Origin of the sequence: Ralstonia sp. 22111, assembly GCF_052045895.1 — a bacterium.
Taxonomy (GTDB): Bacteria; Pseudomonadota; Gammaproteobacteria; order Burkholderiales; family Burkholderiaceae; genus Ralstonia; species Ralstonia wenshanensis.
This window is the reverse complement of the sequence record NZ_JBQEPR010000008.1, coordinates 116,876-136,224: the sequence shown is the minus strand read 5'-3', so window position 1 is coordinate 136,224 and position 19,349 is coordinate 116,876. Positions and strand designations below refer to the sequence as shown.

17 protein-coding genes are annotated in these 19,349 nt (G+C 66.9%); 1 reads left to right on the top strand and 16 read right to left on the bottom strand.

All coding sequences use genetic code 11. From position 1 onward, the window contains the following. Positions 1-16: 16 nt before the first annotated feature. From ACTJK4_RS19685 to ACTJK4_RS19635, 11 genes are all read right to left on the bottom strand, one after another. Positions 17-1,039, bottom strand: coding sequence for a UDP-glucuronic acid decarboxylase family protein (locus ACTJK4_RS19685; RefSeq protein ID WP_343619916.1), 1,023 nt, complete (start codon positions 1,037-1,039; stop codon positions 17-19). Beyond that, entirely contained in the window at positions 1,036-2,028 is a 993-nt protein-coding gene (locus ACTJK4_RS19680; RefSeq protein WP_232038913.1) for a glycosyltransferase, read from the bottom strand. Before ACTJK4_RS19680 ends, ACTJK4_RS19685 begins: the two co-directional genes overlap by 4 nt. After that, positions 2,025-3,170 (bottom strand): glycosyltransferase family 9 protein, encoded by a 1,146-nt coding sequence (locus ACTJK4_RS19675; protein ID WP_316869148.1) that lies wholly within the window; start codon positions 3,168-3,170, stop codon positions 2,025-2,027. The genes ACTJK4_RS19680 and ACTJK4_RS19675 overlap by 4 nt, the downstream gene beginning before the upstream one ends. Continuing rightward, the gene (locus ACTJK4_RS19670; protein WP_440818737.1) at positions 3,167-4,219 is read right to left on the bottom strand and encodes a glycosyltransferase family 2 protein; all 1,053 of its coding nucleotides are present in this window, start codon (positions 4,217-4,219) and stop codon (positions 3,167-3,169) included. The genes ACTJK4_RS19675 and ACTJK4_RS19670 overlap by 4 nt, the downstream gene beginning before the upstream one ends. After that, positions 4,216-6,042, bottom strand: a complete 1,827-nt coding sequence (locus ACTJK4_RS19665; protein ID WP_440818736.1) for a carbamoyltransferase family protein — start codon at positions 6,040-6,042, stop codon at positions 4,216-4,218. Before ACTJK4_RS19665 ends, ACTJK4_RS19670 begins: the two co-directional genes overlap by 4 nt. Positions 6,043-6,090: 48 nt before the next feature. Beyond that, entirely contained in the window at positions 6,091-7,302 is a 1,212-nt protein-coding gene (waaF, locus tag ACTJK4_RS19660) for a lipopolysaccharide heptosyltransferase II (protein ID WP_440818735.1), read from the bottom strand. Further along, complete coding sequence (locus tag ACTJK4_RS19655) at positions 7,299-7,922, bottom strand: D-glycero-alpha-D-manno-heptose-1,7-bisphosphate 7-phosphatase (protein ID WP_440818734.1); 624 nt, start codon at positions 7,920-7,922, stop codon at positions 7,299-7,301. Before ACTJK4_RS19655 ends, waaF begins: the two co-directional genes overlap by 4 nt. Continuing rightward, a complete protein-coding gene (locus ACTJK4_RS19650) occupies positions 7,913-8,674 on the bottom strand; it encodes an SDR family oxidoreductase (RefSeq protein WP_232038919.1) in 762 nt (253 codons plus the stop codon). Before ACTJK4_RS19650 ends, ACTJK4_RS19655 begins: the two co-directional genes overlap by 10 nt. 38 nt (positions 8,675-8,712) lie before the next feature. Further along, complete coding sequence (locus ACTJK4_RS19645; protein WP_440818733.1) at positions 8,713-10,026, bottom strand: glycosyltransferase family 4 protein; 1,314 nt, start codon at positions 10,024-10,026, stop codon at positions 8,713-8,715. A gap of 349 nt (positions 10,027-10,375) precedes the next feature. Further along, on the bottom strand, positions 10,376-10,927 hold the full coding sequence (locus tag ACTJK4_RS19640) for a hypothetical protein (protein ID WP_440818732.1): 552 nt from the start codon (positions 10,925-10,927) through the stop codon (positions 10,376-10,378). Between the two features lie 2 nt (positions 10,928-10,929). After that, positions 10,930-13,848 carry an ABC transporter transmembrane domain-containing protein gene (locus ACTJK4_RS19635; RefSeq protein WP_440818731.1) on the bottom strand — a complete coding sequence of 973 codons (2,919 nt, stop codon included), beginning with the start codon at positions 13,846-13,848 and terminating at the stop codon, positions 10,930-10,932. A 221-nt stretch (positions 13,849-14,069) separates the two neighbouring features. Between ACTJK4_RS19635 and ACTJK4_RS19630 the strand changes: the two genes are divergently transcribed. Further along, positions 14,070-15,305, top strand: coding sequence for a cystathionine gamma-synthase family protein (locus ACTJK4_RS19630; RefSeq protein ID WP_440818730.1), 1,236 nt, complete (start codon positions 14,070-14,072; stop codon positions 15,303-15,305). Between the two features lie 67 nt (positions 15,306-15,372). Here the strand turns inward: ACTJK4_RS19630 and ACTJK4_RS19625 are convergent, their stop codons facing one another. The 5 genes from ACTJK4_RS19625 to ACTJK4_RS19605 form a co-directional block, all read right to left on the bottom strand. Further along, on the bottom strand, positions 15,373-16,476 hold the full coding sequence (locus ACTJK4_RS19625) for a porin (RefSeq protein ID WP_433868340.1): 1,104 nt from the start codon (positions 16,474-16,476) through the stop codon (positions 15,373-15,375). A 47-nt stretch (positions 16,477-16,523) separates the two neighbouring features. Then, on the bottom strand, positions 16,524-17,165 hold the full coding sequence (gene maiA, locus ACTJK4_RS19620; protein ID WP_433868339.1) for a maleylacetoacetate isomerase: 642 nt from the start codon (positions 17,163-17,165) through the stop codon (positions 16,524-16,526). 11 nt (positions 17,166-17,176) lie between these two features. Further along, positions 17,177-17,875, bottom strand: coding sequence for a fumarylacetoacetate hydrolase family protein (locus tag ACTJK4_RS19615; protein WP_260803482.1), 699 nt, complete (start codon positions 17,873-17,875; stop codon positions 17,177-17,179). 94 nt (positions 17,876-17,969) lie between these two features. Continuing rightward, the gene (gtdA, locus tag ACTJK4_RS19610) at positions 17,970-19,016 is read right to left on the bottom strand and encodes a gentisate 1,2-dioxygenase (protein ID WP_433868337.1); all 1,047 of its coding nucleotides are present in this window, start codon (positions 19,014-19,016) and stop codon (positions 17,970-17,972) included. Positions 19,017-19,025: 9 nt separating this feature from the next. Beyond that, complete coding sequence (locus tag ACTJK4_RS19605; RefSeq protein ID WP_440077767.1) at positions 19,026-19,349, bottom strand: non-heme iron oxygenase ferredoxin subunit; 324 nt, start codon at positions 19,347-19,349, stop codon at positions 19,026-19,028.

Here is a 19,349-nt window from a genome sequence, read left to right as displayed (position 1 = left end):
GCTGGCGGCGCGAACATCAGGCAAGCACCGGCATCGGCGCGAGGAAGAACTGCTGCCGGAAATACTCCACCGTGCGCGCCAGCCCTACTTCAAGCGCAGTGCGGGGTTCCCACCCGAGCACATCGCGGGCCAGCGTGATGTCGGGGCAACGCTGCGTCGGGTCGTCCTGCGGCAGCGGGTGGAATACGAGTTCCGATGTCGAGCGTGTGCAAGCCACAATCTGCCGCGCAATATCGAGCATGCTCAATTCCACCGGGTTTCCTACGTTGACCGGTCCTGCAAATTCCGCCGGCGTGTTCATCAGCCGCACCATTGCGTCAATCAAATCGTCCACATAGCAGAAGGCCCGTGTCTGGCGGCCATCGCCATAGAGCGTAATGGGCTCGCCGGCCAGCGCCTGCATGATGAAGTTGGAGACCACGCGCCCATCGTTCGGGTGCATGCGCGGGCCATACGTGTTGAAGATGCGCGCTACCTTGACGTCGAGGCCATGCTGGCGGCGGTAGTCCATGAAGAGAGTCTCGGCGCAACGCTTGCCCTCGTCGTAGCACGAGCGCACGCCGATGGGGTTGACGTTGCCCCAGTACTTTTCGGTTTGCGGATGTTCATGCGGGTCGCCGTACACCTCGCTGGTGGATGCCTGCAGAATGCGCGCACCTACCCGCTTCGCCAGCCCCAGCATGTTGATCGCACCATGCACGCTCGTCTTGGTGGTCTGCACCGGATCGTGCTGGTAATGGATGGGTGAGGCGGGGCAGGCCAGGTTGTAGATGTCGTCCACTTCCACATACAGCGGGAAGGTCACGTCATGGCGCAGCACTTCGAAGCGCGGGTGCCCCAGCAGGTGAGCGATATTGCGCTTGGTGCCGGTGTAGAAATTGTCGACGCACAGCACATCGTGCCCGTCGCGCAGCAGGCGGTCGCACAGGTGCGAGCCGAGAAAGCCCGCGCCGCCCGTGACCAGCACGCGGCGTTGGTCGCGCCAGTGGTGGTGCGGTTCGGGGTGGCCGGGGTGATGTGCATCTCCGTGGTGTCTCATGCCGCCTCCCTTCTGTTTTCCATGACGGTGGCAAATGCGTTCAGCCAATCGGCGACAAAGCGGTCTATGCCGAAACGTGTGCGCGCCGTCTCGCGTGCGGCGTCGCCCCAGCGGCGGGCAAGTGCCGGGTCGCGCAACAGCGTCTGCATGACGCCGGCCAGCGCATCGGGGCTGGTATCGACGTAGCCGTTGTCGCCGTTGCGGATGACGGTGCTCATCTCCGTGGTGGCCAGCCCGACGATTGGCATGCCGATCGTCATGGCTTCCACCACGGCCAGTCCCAGGCTGGTGTAGCGGATCGGGTTGAAGAAGAAGCGGTAGCGCGCGCAGAAGGCGGGCAGGGCGAGATTGCCCACTTCACCGATGCCCCCTGCCTCTTCCGCGCCCATGCCGACCAGATCGAGCCGCACGCGCTGGCGCAGTGAGTGGAACACGTCTGCACCCAGCCGGCGCCCGCGCTTGTGCAGATGATTGACGACGACGATGCCGCGCTCCAGTTCGCCGCTGTAGCGCGCCGGCACGGGCAGGTGCACACCGTGTTCGATCACGCGCGTTGGCGTGATGCCGCTGTCCCACATCAGCGCGTTGAATGGCGTCACGTGCACCAGCAGCACATTGGGGTCTTGCACCCAGTGCCGGGTGTTGGTCGGGTGTTCCTGGGGCGGATCGTGTTCGAGATAGATCGTCGGCAACGCGCGCTGCGCGGCACTCAGCACCGACAGCCGATCGCTTTCCCATTGCGCGCGGGATTGGTACAGCACCGCATCGAAGTGCTGCCCCGCAACGGCGTCGAACGGCACCTCGTGCACGTTGTCACCCCAGGGCAGCGCGCCCACCTTGCCCGCATAACCCGGCGGCACCCGCCCTGAGGCGTCGGGCGGGCGCGTAACAAGATAGAAGTCGTGCGGCACCTGCGACAGGTAATACAGGTAGTTGCCGTGCACGTGCCACGTCAGGATACGCAGGCGTTGTCGCGTCGGGTGGTTCATGAGGTCGAATTCTCGATCGTGTGCGATGCGGTGGGAGTGTCGGCTGGCTGCGGCGCGTGCGACGCGCGCAGGTGCACATCGGGGTCGAACAGCGCGGCATACGCCGCATCCAGCACCTGGTGCACCGTCACATCGCGCGCGCATTCGTGGCCCGTGGGGCAGGTCCAGTGCATGCAGGGGCGGCAGGGCGGGTGTGCCGCCAGCACGCGGTGCAGCGTACGGTCCGCCGGCGCCCAGCGCTCCACGTCGCTGCCGCAGGCAATGACAAGGCTGGGCGCACGGACGGCTGCCGCCACGTGCGAGACGCCGGTGTCGTTGCAGATCAGCAGGCGCGCCAGACGCAACAGCGCCGCGAGCCCACCGAGCGAGGTCTGCCCCACCACCGACGCCGAACGCTGGCGCATGTGGCCGCGAACCTCTTCAACAAGCGCCGCTTCCGATGGCGCACCCGTGAACGCCACATGGAAACCGCTGACGATGAGCGTGTCGGCTACCGCCGCAAAGCGCTCCGGCCACCAGCGCCGCGTGGGCATGCGGGCGCCGGGGTGCAAGCAGACAAGGCGATCGCGGTCCAGGGCTTGATGGCGCAGCAGTGCCAGCGCTTCGGCATAGTCGTCGCGCCCAAGCGGAAAATCCGGTGTGGCCGGCACCGCTGGTGCCCCCAGGTGATTGAGCAACGCCAGCAGGCGTTGCGCCTCGGGCAACTGCGTCGGCCAAGGGAGCAACCCTGCGTTGGCGTGCCGTGCGATCACGCCACTGGGCTGAAACCCGAACACATGGTGCGCGCCAAACTGGCGGACCACTTCGGTGGATTGCGGCCCGCTGCCGTGCAACTGGACGGCGACATCCAGGCAGCGGGCCCGCATCCCGGCATAGAACGCGTGTGTGGCATCCGCATCGGCGGGCCCGGCTTCCGGAAAGCCCTCGCCGCCCGGAAAGGCGACAAAGTCGTCGAGCAGATCGGCATAGCGCTGTTGAAACTGGCACGCCCACGGCAGACCGACCAGCGTGATATGCGCCTGTGGCGCAGCGGCCCGCAACGCATGCAGCGCTGGCACGGCGCACAGCATGTCGCCCAGTTGCAAGGCGCGGAAGACGGCAATGCGGCGTGCGCCGCGCAGGAGTTCAGCAGCGGGCGTCATAGGAACCAGACCCGGAAATGCCATGCACCGCGAATGCGCCAGTACAGCGCCAGCGGCGGAATGGCGATGGATGTCCAAAACATTTCAAGCACATGCCGCGCGGTGTGTGCGGTACCGCGCAGCCGCATGGCGGTGAAGCGCAGCGTGAGCGCCAGCCAGACCATGGCGGCTGCAGCAGCCACCCAAGGCAGATGCGCAGCCAGCGCAGCGAGCGCAATCACCGCGGCGGCGCCCATGGCGTAGTAATGCCATGGCGGCACCGGGCGGATGCGTGAGCGGTAGCGCTGCGGATGCTTCTTGTAGAGCAGCGCGTCGTAAAACACCTTGCGCTGCTGAGACACGCTTACGCCCCACGGCGCAGGCCGCACCGGGTGGTGCATCAATGCACGCGGTGCCTGCACGATGCGCCCGCCCGCATCCAGGATGCGGAACTGCAGATCGGAGTCTTCACGCCACGCCAGCCGAAAGCGTTCATCAAAGCCACCGATGCGTTCGAGCATCGTGCGCCGCACGAAGCAGTTGGCGGTGACGAATTCGGCGCGGGTGAGGCCGCTGGCGTCGCGTTCGTAATCGGTGGGGCGTGTGGGCAACGGCATGCGTACAGCGCCGGTCGCGGCGTCAGGCGGTGCGCTTCCGTCGGCACCGCCAGCGCATTCGGGCGTGGTCATGATGCGCCAGCCTTCGGCTAGCCATGTGGGCGCGGGAATGGTGTCGTCGTCGGTAAAGGCGATGATGTCGCCCGTGGCGGCGCGCCAGCCGCGGTTGCGTGCGGCGGCGGGGCCCTGCGTTTCGCGCACGGGCACGTACCGCACACGCCAGCCGGGGGCCGCTGCGGCAAAGCCGTCCACGACGGCGCGGGTGGCGTCGTCGGGGCCATCGTCAGCCACCACCAACTCCAGCCGGCGCGCGTCGAACGTCTGGGCCAGCAGGCCGTCCAGGCAGCGTTGCAGCATCTGCGGCCGCCGCCATGTGGCAATGACGATCGACATGGCTGGCGCTGCCTGCGTCGGCGTCAAGGACGACACGTCAAACGGCATCGGCTGGTTCATGCGACCCCCGCCAGGCCGGGAACGCGCCGCAAGCCGTCGACATTGCGCACGGCGCCGTCTTCCTGTGTTTGCGTTTGGTCCGGGCGCACGGCCGTCTTGCGCAGCAGGAACGGCCCGATGACCAGCGCATCGAGCGGCGACGTCCAGAACGATTCCACCGCATCGCGTGGGCTGCAGACCATCGGCTCGCCGCGCGTATTGAACGATGTGTTCACCAGGATCGGCACGCCGGTGCGACGCTCGAACGCAGCCAGCAGGTCGTAGTACAGCGGAAGCTGCCTGCGGTTGACGGTCTGCACGCGCGCGGTGCCGTCAACATGGCGCACGGCCGGGATCTGCGTGGCGCGGTCTTCCCGCACGTCAAAGATGAACAGCATGAACGGCGCGGATTGCGCTCCGACAAACCAGTCGGCGGCGCGCTCTTCCATCACCACCGGGGCGACGGGGCGGAAGTCCTCGCGGTCCTTGATCTCGTTGAGCCGCGCCTGCATGTCGGCGGGGATGGGCGAGGCAAGGATCGAACGCGCACCCAGGGCGCGCGGGCCGAACTCCATGCGCCCCTGGAACCAGCCGATCACCTGCCCTTGCGCCAGCAGCTCGGCGGTCTGCTCGGCAATGTTGTCCAGGCGCTCGAACGGCAGTTTGGACCATCTGAGGAATTGCTCGATCTCTTCATCGGCATACGACGGGCCGAGATAGGCGTGGTCCATCTTCCACAGGCGCTGCTTGTTGCCGCGTGTCTGATAGTCCGTCCATAGCGCTGCGCCAAGCGACGTGCCGGCATCGCCTGCCGCCGGTTGTACCCAGACGTTTTCGAACGGGCCGCGGTCGCGGATGCGCGCATTCATCACGCAGTTGAGCGCCACGCCGCCGGCCATGGCCAGGTTGCGCGCGCCCGTGGCCTGATGCAGCCACTGGCTCATCGTCAGCACGGTCTCTTCCAGCACCTGCTGGAGCGAACGGGCGATGTCAAAGTGGCGCGGTTCCATCGGGCCGCCACGTTGGCGCGGCGGGCCGAAGCGCTCTTCCAGGCGCAGCGGTGCCACGGTGTAGCGGCCGTCCGTCTCGACCCGCACCATCTCGTGAAATGCGTCGACATAGCGCGGCTCCCCGTACGAGGCCAGCGCCATCACCTTGTACTCGTCGGACGAGCGTAGAAAGCCCAGGTAGTCCGTCACCTCTTCATAGAGCAGGCCCAGCGAGTGTGGCAAGTCCACCTGCTGCAGGCGCGTGTATTCGCCGTTGCGGAAGAGGCCATAGGAGGTCGTTGCGCGCTCGCCGCGTCCATCCATGGTGAGCACGGCACAGTCGTCGAACGGGGCTGCCAGGAATGCACTGGCCTCGTGCGCCAGGTGGTGCTCGACAAACGACCAGCGGAACGGCCCCGTGTGCTTCACGTTGGCGAAGCGCGCCTGCAGGTGATGCGGTGCACCGTCGGCAAGCTGGCGGGGGGCGTTCAGCACGTACGAGAGAAACAGCGGGTCCCACGGCGCGGCGCCGGCCGGCAGATCCATCTGCGCCGACGGCTGCAGCGGCAGCGCGATATGGGTCTGCGCCTGCAGGTCGGTCAGCAGGGCAGGGTCCAGCGAATAGGCGACCTGGTCCACGCGCGCGAGGTCGATACCGGCTTCGGCCAGGCAGTAATCGATGGCGTGATACGGCAGCTGCCAAGTGGAAAAGGGTACCGGCCGCTTGGCGTGCTTGACGTGCGTGAAGCGTTCGTCTTCAGCGGCGGCGATCACCACACCGTCACGCACCAGCGTAGCGGAAGAATCGTGATACGCCGCGTTGATGCCGAGGGTGTAGCGCGGTTTGGCTTCCATGCGGGGGCTCCGTCAATCGGTTCAGTCAGGTGAAGTCATGCGCAACGCTCAGGCGACCGGCGTTGGCGCGTTCGATTCAGGCAACGCAGACATGGCGGGGGCAGGCCATAACGCCCGCGCCACGCGCGACGACTGCCATAGCGGGTGCGCGGCGGCCACCACTTCCTCTTCCGTCACGCCGGTCAGGCAAGCCTGATGGCCGAGCGGGCACACGCTGCGGTAGCAATAGCGGCAAGGCACCTGGTGCGAGAGCACCGCGTGCGGCACGGCCCATGGCGTGTGCTGCGGATTGGTCAGCGCGTAGAGATCGACCACCGGTGTCTGCGTGGCGGCGGCCAAGTGCACGGGGCCGCTGTTGTTGGACACCAGCAGCGCCGCACCTTCGATGAGAGCGGCCAGCTCGCCCAGCGTGAGCGCGCCGGCCAGGTTCAGCACGCGCTGCCCGGCAATCAGCCCCGGCAGGCATACCTGCTGCACCAGTTCCGCTTCGGTGGGCGCACCGGTCACCAGCACCGGGCAGCCATAGCGGTTTGCCAGCGTGCAGGCGATATGCGCAAAGCGATCGGGCGGATAGCGCCGTGAGGCCGCGGTCGCGCCCGGGTGCAGAACGATCCACGGCGTATCCGTGGTCACGCCCCGCTCGGCCAGCTTGGCGCGCACGGCGTCGCGGTCCGCCGCGGGTACGTTGAAGCGCAGCCGATGCGGCAGATGCGCAGCCACGTCGGTCACGTGCTGCACGAGGTCCAGTTGGCGGCGCACCTCGTGGCGCACGTCGCCAGGGGCGGTGGCGGCAATGCGTGCATCGGGGTCGGCAATCCAGTCGGTCAGCAACGCGTACGGGTTCTCGCGGCAATGCGCGAGACGCAGCGGAATGCCCGCCAGAAAGCACAGCATGGCGGCCGGCAACGGATTCTGCGTGTGCACGGTAAAAATGACTGCCGCGTCGAACGCGCCGTCGTGCAAGGTGTCGACCAGTGCGCGCGTCTGGTCGGCGTCGGCCGCGGTGGCATGCTTGGCCCACGGCACGTCGCAGATGATCACATCGTCGATGTCGGACAGGTGCGGTGCGGCCGTGGCGCCCGAGCGCGATGTCAGCAACGTGAGATGACGGCTCGCGTGGCGCGTTTGCTGGTCGGCCTTGAGCGCGTGGAAGGCGGGCGTGGTCATCACCACGTCGCCCAGGTTGTCGGGCCGCACACACAGGATGCGGCTCGCGTTGGCCCACACGGCGCGGCGCTCGGGAATGCCGGCTGGGATCATGCGACCGCCCTCAGGTGTTGCGTGTGGGCCGCGTGCCAGCCCTGCTGTGCAATCACGATGGCAGCCGCCTCGTCAAAGCGCCCGACGATGTAGTCCGGTACGCGCAGCGGCCCCGGCTGCCACAGCGTCTCGTTGCCATTGGCGATCAGGATGGTCTGGCACCCCGCGCGCCGGCCGGCCTCCACGTCGTTGAGGATGTCGCCGATCATCCACGAGCCTTCCAGCGTGAGGCTGTGTGCGGCCGCTGCCTGGCGCAACAGGCCATCGGCCGGCTTGCGGCAGGCGCAATTGACGCTGCCATCGTCTGCCGGCACGTGCGGGCAGAAGTAGAAGCCGCTGAGCGTGGCACCGTGCAGCGCGAACAGCTCGCCCAGCCGCAGGGCTACGGCGTCGAGCGCCTCCTCGGAAAAGTAGCCCAGCGCCACGCCGGGCTGGTTGCTGACCACGATGAGCGGCAGGCCGGTGGCGGCCAGCATGCGCAGACCTTCTCCCGCCCCGGGTGCCAATGCGATGCGCGCGGGGTCGACGTTGTAGGGCACGTCTTCGAGCAGCGTGCCGTCCTTGTCGAGAAAGACGGCGGGGCTTGGTCGCAGCCGCAACGGCGCGCGCATCAGGGCCATGACGTCTCCCGCATCGGCAGCACCATCACTTCCGGGATGACCGTCTCGGGCGGCTGCAGCAGCACGAAGCGCACGGCGGCGGCCACGTTGGCCGGGTCCTGCAGATTGTTCACATCAATATCGGGAAAGCGGTCGAGCAGGAACGGCGTGCGCATGCCGCCGGCAATCACGGCAGAGACCTTGATGCCGTGCGGGCGCAGCTCGGCATGCAGCGCATGCGACAACCCCAGCAGCCCCCATTTGGTGGCGTGGTAGACCGACGCATTCGGCCACGCACGGCGCGATGCGGTCGAGGCAATGTTGACGATGGCGCCGCTCGCGCGTTTGCGCATCAGCACGCTGGCGTGCTTGGCCAGCAGGAACGGGCCGCGCAGGTTGGTGCGCACCACGCGGTCCCAGTCTTCGACGTTCAGTTCATCAATGGGCAGCGTGATATCGATGGCCGCATTGTTGATGACGGCATCCAAGCGGCCAAAGCGATCGACCACTTCATCGAGCGCGCCGCGTACGGCCGCTTCGTCGCCCACGTCCAGCGCAATGGCATGCGACTGGCTGCCCTCGGCGATCAGCTCGGCGGCGGTGCGGTCCGCGGTGCCGGCATCGTGATCGGTGGCCACCACCGTGGCGCCTTCGGCAGAGAGCACGCGGCTGATGGCGGCGCCCAGCCCGCGCCCCGCGCCGGTCACGATGATGACCTGGTCGCGCAGTGTGGGTGTGGTGTTGGGATTGGAATTCAAATCAGTCTGGGTCATGGCGGCGTGAAGATGGAACGGTGGGAAAGAAGATCAGGTCAGGCTGCGAGCCCCGCCAGCGCGGCAGCGTTGGCACTGGGCGCGGCGTCGGTCATGCGGCCCACGGAGCGCGCGTGGGTGTCGATGGCTTTGAGGTAGGCGCGTTCAAGCTGTCCGGCCACACCCAGCCACGTGTAGAGCATGCGGGCGCGCACCAGTCCGGCCTGCCCTAGCTCGCGGCACAGCTCGGGTCGCTGTATCAGTTGCAGCAGGCGTGCGGCCAGGGCTTGCGGGTCCTTGGGCGGCACAAGGAAGCCGGTGCGCTCATGCCGAACGGTCGATCGGATGCCGCCCACGTCGGCACCAATGACGGCGCGCCCGCACGCCATGGCCTCTACCGGCGTGATGCCGAACGGCTCGTACCACGGCGTGCTCACAAACACATCGCAGGCGCTGTACCAGGCGCGCAGATCGGCGCGGCCGCGCTTGCCGACAAAGGTGGTCTGCGCGCTCACGCCGGCGCGCTCGGCAATGGCTTGCAGGCGGCCGAGTTCGGGCGTGGCGGCCACGTCCGGCGCGACGGTGTTGCCGCCCACCACATACAGGCGCACGCGCTTGCGGGCATCGGGCGGCAGCTTGCCGATGGCCTCGATGACGTTGTCCACGCCCTTGCGCGCCACCATGCGGCCGAGTTGCAGCACGACAAACGCGTCGGCCGGCACGCCCAGCCGGCGTCGCGCTTGCGCGCGGTCAATCGGAGCAAACTCGCTCGCGTCGAAGCCGCACGGCACCACGTCGATCTGCTCGGGCCGCGCGCGGTAGAGCGTTTCCAGATCAGCCTGATCCTGCGGGCATTCGGCAATGACGCGATCGGCGCGTTGCACCAGCGTTTCTTCAATCGCGAAGCGCGCATCAGGAAAGCCATCGGCGCTGCCCTGGTGCAACCGGCGCACGCGGCCGAGCGCGTGGAAGGTCATGACCAACGGCAGGTGCAACCGCGCGGACGCTGCCAGCGATGCGAGGCCCGACATGAAGAAGTTGGCGTGGATGACGTCGTAGGCGTCGCCGCTGGCCTGGGCGCGCGCGCAATGGTTGAGCAGGTAGCGGCCAAAGGCATGCATGTGCGGCAGCAGCGCTTCCTTGGGCAGCACGGCAGCCGGCCCGGCCGGTACGTGGACGACACGGCATCCGCTATCGAACGGCACCACCTCTGGGTCCCACGGGCGCTCGCGGCGCGTGAAGACATCGACACGGTGGCCCAGCCGTGCAAGCTGGCGCGCGACATGGCGCACGTAGACGTTTTGTCCGCCGCAGTCGACACCGCCCAGGTCGGCGAGTGGCGATGCGTGTTCACTGACCATGGCGATGCGCATGTCGTTTCTCCTCTTATCGTCGCGGCCTGTGGTGGTGAGGTGTTTGGAAGCCACGTGCGAAGACCTACAGCAGCCGGCGTGCCATGGCGCGCGACCTGATGCGGCGGGGGTATTCCGGCAGTGCGCGTGGAGCGCCTGCGGAGAAGCGTCTCTCGCTTGTCCGGACAAGCGTTTGCGGGAGATTGGCGAGGACATGGCGTGCGACCTGTGCGCGCCGTCGGCCGCCATGGCGACACTCGGCTGGCACGAGCTGCCGCCGAAGTGACCGCGCAATTCTTACGTGGAGGGCAAGGAGAAACGGCGCGGCGACGGCATCACGCCCGTCGTGCCGCGCGCGGAAGGGAGGGCGTCAGGCGAGCCGCAGCATACCGCTCGTGGCGGCCGCGGCCTGTTTGGCGATGGCGCGCAGGCACGCGGCCACCACATGTGCAAAGGCTTCGTCATAGAACGGCAGTGCGCCGCTCACGCCGATCACGATGCCGTCGAGCACGGCGCTGCCCCACAGGTTGGTGTCGCCCGCACGCAGCACGTGCGGGCGCAGTGCCTGCAGTGCATGTGTGCTCATGCCGTGCTGCCACGCCAGCCGCGCCTTGGCGCGCGCGTAAGCGGCGTAGTCCGCATCCCATTGCGTGCGATCGCCCACCGAGTATTCGTAGAGCACCGCCTCGTCGAAGGCGCATTCGCCGAGCGAGCGTGCCGGGTCCATCACCACGATGTGCAGAAAACCGCTGTCGCCCACCTCCTGCGGACGCGTCATCGCTTGCGTGATGAGCGGCAGTGCCATTTCGACAGCACGGCGCGCGGCGTCTGCGCTGGCAAAGTGCGATGTGCTCTGTTGCGGTGGTTTCTGCGTCGCCTGCGTTGGCTCTGCTTGGGCGGAAGGATCGAAATCGGCCAGCATGCTTATGGAGACTCCTGGGCTGATTGGAAGGAAACGGATGCGTGCGATTCACGTGCGGGCGCATGCCGTGCGCGAATGACGCTCAGGATGGCGGTGACCAGCTCGCCGTGTTCGGTCGGCTTGGCCAGGTGCAGCTGGAAGCCGGCCAGCAGCGCGCGCGTGCGGTCTTCGGCTCTGTCATAGCCGGATAGCGCGACGGCGGGCAGGCGGGCATCGAGCGGCATGTCGCGTTCGCTCTCCAGCATGCGCACGTTGCGCAGCAGCGCGTAGCCGTCTTCGTCGTCACCCAGGGCAATGTCGGAGACCAGCACATCGGGCCAGGAATTGCCCGGCGCCGCGCGCAACGCAGCAAGTGCAGGCTTGGCCGCGCCGTAAGCGGTGACGGTGGCGCCGTAGTCTTCCAGCAGCAGTTGGAGTATCTCGCGGGCGTCTTCCTGGTCATCGACGATGAGCACGTGCACACCGGATAGCGCATCCGGCGGCGCAAGCGTGGTGCGTTCGCCTCGTGGCGCCTGCTGCGCGGTGGCGGGCACGGGCTCGCCGGGCGCGGTCGCAAGCGGCGCCACGGCGCGGATCGGGAAGTCCATCACATACGTTGTGCCCTCGCCATGGGGCAGCGGCACGACGGCAAAGCGCCCGCCGTGCTGTTCGACGACAGAGCGAATCCACAACGGGTCAAGCGTGGCTGCGGGTGTCGGGGCCGTGTCTTGCGCGGTGGCCACGAGCGCGGTGTCGAACGCGCGCGGCTCTTGCCGCAGCGGCGCCAGCGGTTCCACCGGGTCCAGCACGTCGAACGGCGCGGGCGCCGGCGGGGTTGCCGTCGGCCCAAAGGCTGACAATGCGGCGTCGGGCTCCATCTCGGCAGGCGTGTGCGAGGCGGTGGGAATGGCGGCAGCGGCCGAAGCCGGTATGGCAATCGTGTCAGTCACACGCAACTGCGCCATGCCTTCCACGCGCTCCAGCACGATCTCGATGCGGCTGCCTGGGTGGCTGGCGAGCACGGCGTGGCTCAGCACGTCGCCCACGATGCCTTGCAGGCGGCTCGGGTCACCCGTGATGCTTGGCGTTTCTGATCGGATGACGGAATACACCGTGATACGGCGTGCATCGATTGCCTCGCGCAAGCCGTCGAGCACGCTCACCACCAGTGCCACGAGGTTGATCGGCTGCTGTGCAAGCCGGTGCTGGGCCTGTTCCAGGTCGGACTGCTGACGCTGCAGCGTCCAGAGCTGGGCGTAGACGCCGTTGGACGCTAGCAGATCGACATGGCGGCCGCGCTCGACGATGCGGCCCTTTTCCAGCACGACGATTTCGTGGGCGTCCACCACCGTGGAAAGCCGGTGTGCAATCACCAGCGTCGTGCGGTGTGCCGAGAGCCGGTCCAGCTCGCGCTGGATGGCGCGTTCCGAACGGGTATCCAGGGCGGAGGTCGCCTCGTCGAAGATCAGGATCGACGGGTTCTTCAGCAGCGCCCGCGCAATGGCAATGCGCTGCTTTTCACCGCCCGAGAGTTTCAGGCCGCGCTCGCCGACCATGGTCTGGTAGCCCTCGGGCAGCGCGGCGATGAAGTCGTGCACATAGGCCGCGCGGGCGGCCTCGATCACCTCGGCCATCGTTGCGCCTTCGCGCCCGTAGGCGATGTTGTAGGCGATGGTGTCGTTGAAGAGGATCGTGTCTTGCGGGACGATGCCGATCGCGCGCCGCACGCTGTCTTGCGTGACCACGCGCAGGTCTTGCCCGTCGATGGACACGCGCCCCGCCCAGGGGTCGTAAAAGCGCAACAGCAGCCGCGCCAGCGTCGACTTGCCTGAGCCGCTGCCCCCCACCACGGCCACCGTGTGCCCGGCCGGAATATGCAGCGACAGGTCGTGCAGGATGGGTCGCGTGTTCTCGTAGCCGAAATCCACGTGGTCGAACTGCACCTCGCCCTGCGTCACGCGCAGCGGTGCGCCGTTGGGCAGGTCCACCACATCGGCCCGCTGTTCAAGCAACTGGAACAGGCGCTCGGCATTGATGGCGGCGTCTTTCGCCTCGCGGAACATGAAGCCCAGCGCGTTGAGCGGCAGGCACACCTGGATGATGTACGCGTTGATCAGCACAAGGTCGCCGACCGACAGCACGCCGCGCGTCACGTCCTGCCCGGCCAGCAGCATGACGGTCGCTACACCGCCGGCAATGACGCCGCTTTGCGACACGTGCAGCAATGACAAAGCACGCTGGTTGGCGACCGCCGTCTCGATGCGCTGGCGCAGGATGTCGCGGTAGCGGTGGGCCTCGAAGCGCTCGCTCGTGTAGACCTTCACGGCTTCGTGGTTGAGCATGCTGTCGAGCAGCCGGCTGCCGGCCATCGAGTCGAACTCGTTCATCTGCCGCTGCAGGCGTACGCGGCGTCGCGTGAGGAGCACGGTGGCGGTGCAGTAGGCGGCAAACGTGGCCAGGATGGTGACGAGATACCACCCGCTGTAGCGGCTCATCATGATGATGAGCACGGAGCCGATCTCCACCATGGTCGGCAGGATCGTGAACAGCGCGACACCCAGCAGGAACTCGATGCCGGTCGTGCCGCGTTCCACATCGCGGATCAGCCCGCCGGTCTGCCGACTTGCATGAAAGCGCGGCCCGAGCTGGTGCAGGTGCTCGAACGCCTGCGCCATGAAGCCCGCCACCGTGGGCTGCGACACGCGCGAGAACACCATGTCGCGCAGCTCGCCGAACAGCGTGCCGCCAAAGCGCAGCACGGCATAGGCCAGCAGTAGGAAGGCGGGAAAGACACGCGCCCGCGTGGCATCGCCAAAGCCATCGACAATCCACTTGAGCACGATCGGCACGCCCACCGCGCACAGCTTGGCCAGCACCAGCAGCCCCACGGCCACCAGCACGCGCTTGCGGTAGCGCCAGATGGCGCGCCACAACGCGCCCACGATCCGCTGCTGCAGGCTCGATGCCTCAGCAGGATGGGGAGGAGGGGAGGATGCAGGAGATGGGCTCGTCACCAGGCGTGGAATCCGGTCGGTCTTGCAACGCGAGGGTGCGACGCAAGCCATGTTCCACGCCCGCTCCGGTTGGACCGCCCAGGTGGCCCCGGAATCGCGCGATAATGCAGGACTTTCCTGCTGTTTCCTGCCTTTCTGCTGCCCCCGCCATGACCGGACTGACCACCGCCCTCCTGCACGCCGACCGCGAAGCCGGCGTCGAGCACTACGCCATCCACAAGCCGCTGCACACGTCCACCACGTACGGTTATACCGATACGCGCGAGCTGATCGACGTGTTCCAGGGCAAGCCCGGCTACACCTACGCGCGCCAGGGCAACCCGACCACGGCCGCACTCGAAGCCAAGATCACGATGATGGAAGCCGGCGTGGCCACCGCATGCTTTGCGACCGGCATGGCGGCCATCATGGCGGTGTTTTCGACCATGCTGCGCGCCGGCGACCACGTGGTCTCCAGCGCGTTCCTGTTCGGCAACACCAACAGCGTGTTCGAAACGCTGCGCAACCTGGGCGTGGAAGTGACGTTTGTCGATGCCACGTCGGCCCAGGCCGTGGTCGATGCGGTGCAGCCGAACACACGCCTCGTCTTTGTGGAAACCATTGCCAACCCGCGCACCCAGGTGGCGGATCTGAAGGGCATTGGCGACATCTGCAAGGCACGCGGGCTGATCTACGTGGTCGACAGCACGATGACGTCACCATGGCTGTTCCGCGCGCGTGATGCGCAGGCGAGCCTCGTGGTGCATTCGCTGTCCAAGTACATCGGCGGGCACGGTAACGCGCTGGGCGGCGCGGTGGTGGATACGGGCCTGTTCGACTGGACGGCGTATCCGAACATCTACCCGGCATACCGCAAGGCCAAGCCGGAAATGCAGGGCATCCAGCAGATCCGCAAGAAGGGCCTGCGCGATCAGGGCGCGACGTTGATTGCCGATGCCGCGCACCGTATTGCCGTGGGCGCCGAAACGATGGCGCTGCGCGTGGACCGCACCTGCAGCAACGCGCTGGCGCTGGCCCGCACGCTGGCCGCGCACCCGAAGGTGGCACGCGTGTATTACCCCGGCCTGCCGGAACACCCCGAACACGCCCGCGCCACCGAGCTGTTCCGTCACTACGGCGGCCTGCTGAGCTTCGAACTGGTGGACGGCGCTGACTACGTCGACATGCTCGATCACCTGCGCTACGCCGTGCGCGCCACGCACCTGGGCGACACGCGCACGCTGGTGATTCCGGTCGCCCCAACCATCTACTGGGAAATGGGCGCCGAGCGCCGCGCGTCGATGGGCATTGCCGATTCGCTGGTTCGCGTATCGGTCGGCATTGAAGACGAAGCTGACCTGCTGGCCGATTTCACGCAGGCGCTGGACGCTACGGCCGTCGGCTAAGCCGACATCGATGCGGTTTTGAAGGCCCGCACACTCGCACAGAGTGGCGGGCCTTTTTCATGGCACGTCAGAACACGTGCCGGATACCAACCATCGTGCCGAGCTGGTTTCCGCCAGCGGCAGGTGCGGCGCCCGTGGCGGCACTGTCCACTGACAGCGCCAGGCTGCCGCGGTTGTCGATATAGCCCACCGTGGCATATACCGACGAGCGCTTGCTGAACGCGTAGCTGGCGCGCACCGCCCCCAGCCATGCCTTGTTGGCGCTGTTGTGGAACCGCAGATGGAACACCTCGCCAGTCAACATCAGGGCCGGTGTCAGATCGTATGCGGCGCCGGCGTAAAAGAGATCACTGCGCGGCGTGGCCGATGCGCCATTGCGTCGGCCAATCCAGCCCAGGCCGACCTTTGCGCGATCGAATAGCGCATAGCCGCCCAACGCCATGCGCTCATCCTTGAGCGAGCTTGACGTCAACCCGGCAAATGCGCCGGGCCCGCCGCGTTGCGAATCGTACGCGGCCGACACGCCCCACTTGCCGGTCTCGTACATCAGCATGGCCGACCACTCGCGGCAGGCCAGTCTGTCAGCGGGGTTCTCGCCTGCGCAGTTGGTGCCGGATGGGCTGGGCCCGGCGTTGACGGCATCGCGGCCAAAGCTGTAGGTGGCACCCACCGTGAAGCCGCCGAACTTGCCCTTGTAGGCAACGGCGTTGTCGGCGCGGGCGTTGGGCAGATACGTGTCGAGCGAGCTGGAGCCGTAGGCGTTGGGGCCGAGCAGATCGGTATCGAGCGTGGCCCAGAACAGCATCGTGTATTGACGGCCGAGGCTGATTTGCCCCCAGTTGTTGGACAGGCCCACCCACGCCTGCCGGCCAAACAGGCGGCCGCCCTGGTTGCTCGTGCCGCTGTCGGGCGCAAAGCCCGATTCCAGCGTGAACAGCGCCTTGGCGCCGCCGCCCAGATCCTCGGTGCCGCGCAGGCCCCAGCGCGAGGGCACCGTGCCGCTCAGGTTGGGCATGCGCACGACGCTATTGCCGGTCGAGCCGATGCGGTTGACGTATTCGACGCCGGTATCGATCACGCCATACAGCGTCACGGATTGGGCTGCTGATTGTGCGGCGGCAAGCGCGGGCGCCGCCAGCAGCAGGGGGAACGCCAGGTGGCGCAGGTTCATGATGTCTCCTCCGTTGTGGTTGTTTTTTCAGCAATGCGTGACGTGCATCAGGCGGTGAAATCCGGTTGCTGTGCCGGGGCAGCCGCCTTGAAGGCCGGATGCGCACTGGCGTGTTCGTAGACGGCCATCGCCCGTTCGTACCGTTCCAGCGAACACCCCATGCGCAGCGCGTTGGCCATCTGCGGCACGAGCGTCACGTCGGCCAGCGTGGGCGATTCACCAAAGCACCAGGGGCCTGCGCCGTACCGCGCGAGCAAGCGTTCCACGGTGGACATGCCTTCGTCGATCCAGTGGCGGTACCAGGCGTCTTTCTGCTCGGGTGAGACCTCCAGCACGTCCTGCAGATAGCGCAGCACGCGCAGGTTGTTGACGGGGTGGATATCGCAGGCAATGGCGTTGGCCAGTTCCAGCACGCGTGCGCGCCGCAACGGTTCGCGCGGAATGAGCCGTGTTGCGGGGTGGCACGCGTCGAGGTAATCGATGATCGCGAGCGACTGGCTCAAGTGCATCTCACCGTCGATGAGCGCCGGTACGCCCGCCGACGGGTTGATGTGCTCCACATAACCCGCCGCGCGATGCTCGTCGGTGCGGATGTTGACCGGCAAGGTCTCGTAAGGCAGCCCTTTGAGTGCCAGCGCAATGCGCACCCGATAGGACGTCGAGCTGTTGAAGAAGCTGTAGAGCTGCATGGCCGGCGCGCTCAGACGATGCGAGCCTTCAGCTCGCCCAGGCCGTCGACTCCCATCACGATGCTGTCGCTGGGATTCACGGCACCCACACCCTCCGGCGTGCCGGTAAAGATCACGTCGCCCGGTTCCAGCCGGAAGAACTGCGAGAGGTACGCCACCGTTTCCGCCACCGACCAGATCAGGTGCGATACGTCGCTGCGTTGCTTGGTCTCGCCATTGACGGTCAGCCAGATGCCGGCCCGCTGCGGGTGGCCGATCTTGGTGGCCGGGTGGATTGGCCCCATCGGCGCGGACACATCGAACGCCTTGCCGATCTCCCAGGGGCGGCCCATCTCTCGCATCTTCATCTGCAGATCACGGCGCGTCATATCCAGCCCGACGGCGTAGCCCCACACATGATCGAGCGCGTTGTCCACCGAGATGTCGGCGCCGGATTTTCCGATCACGGCCACCAGCTCGGCTTCGTAGTGGTAGTTCTGCGTTTGCGACGGATACGGCAGTTCAAGCGTCTGCCCATCAGCCACCGGCACGATGGCATCGGCGGGCTTGCAGAAGAAGAACGGCGGTTCGCGGTCAGGGTCATAGCCCATTTCACGGGCGTGGGCGGCGTAGTTGCGGCCGACGCAATAGACGCGGCGGACAACAAACTCCTCGTTGCTGCCCGCAACGGGCACGGCGGTAAGGGCTGGGGGCGTGAAGACGTAGTTCATGGTCGGCTCAGTGTGGTCAGTCAAAACGCAGGGGTGAATGGGTCCGGCGGCGGTGCCAGCTGGCACCCCGCAAGAGCAATGGAGTGGGGTCTCGTCAGGTACGCGCTTCGCGGAGCAGATTCAGTGCAGACAGCACGGGCCGGTCGGAATAGCTGAACAGCACCGCATCCTCCGATGCATGGAGCTGCACCGGCGCCCACGACGGCGCGACAAAGACGTCGCGCGGCTCGAACTCGAATTGCATGTCGCCAATGCGAGCCGTGCCGCGGCCTTCCACCACGCTGTAGACGGTGGCATCGGTGCTGCGGTAGGCCTTGCCCGCAAAGCCCTTGGGCAGGAACTGCATGAAGGTGGCGATGGTCGGCATCGGCCAGCCGCCGGTGGCGGGATTGACGTAGCGCAGCTTCACGCCGTCCCAGGGGTCCAGTTCACCGTGGCGGTACAACGTGTCCAGCGCGTCGCGCGTGCGCTCATATGGGTAGCTGAAGATGGGCGAGGTGGGGTCGGTCACGCGATGGCGGACCGGCACCATGTTGTGGCCGAAGCGCGCGTAGCTGTCGCCTTCCGGGCGCATCACGGGTTGCTGGGCTTGCGCGTAGTTCTCGGCAAAGCCGCAGTCGAACTGTTGCACCAGCGGAATGTCGAGGCCGTCCAGCCAGACGACGGGTTCGCCGCCATCCTCAAGCGTCGGGCAGCCGTGGTCGTGCCACGTCCACGAAGGCGTGATGATGAAATCGCCGGGGTGCATCGTCGTGCGTTCGCCATTCACCGCCGTCCATGCGCCACGGCCTTCGACGATGAAACGCAGCGCCGACTGCGTATGCCGGTGGCTCGGCGCGATCTCGCCGGGCAGGATCAGCTGCAGCCCTGCATACAGCGTGGACGTAACGCTGGCCTTGCCTGGCAGCCCCGGGTTCTCCAGGATCAGAACGCGGCGCACGGCCTCTTCCGCGCTGATGACGGCGCCGGCCTGCATGACCAGCGGGCGCACCTCGTTGTACTTCCAGATGGCAGGCACGATGCGCGGCTTGGGCTCACGCGGCACCAGCGAATGCAGCGACTCCCACAGCGGCGCCAGTTGCTTGCCATCGAGTTGCGCGTAGTACGCACTGCGCTCCGTTTGCAGCGTGGTGGATGTCATGACGGCTCCTTACAGCTCGACGAAGACGTGGCCGTCTTCGATCTTGATCGGGAACGTGCGCACGTCGGTGGTCAGCGGTTCGCACATCGCCTTGCCCGAGCGCACGTCGAACTTGCCCTGATGCAGCGGGCATTCGATTTCGTAGCCGTCGAGAAAGCCGTCGCACAGGCGCGCATGACCATGCGTGCAGACGTTGTCGGTGGCAAAGACCTCGCCGTCAACGCGGTACACCGCGATCTCCGCATCGCCGGCAGCGACTGCGATCACGTCGTCGTCCGGCAGGTCGTCAACGCTGATGAGCTTGAGCCAGGTGGTGGTTGATGTGTTGCTCAT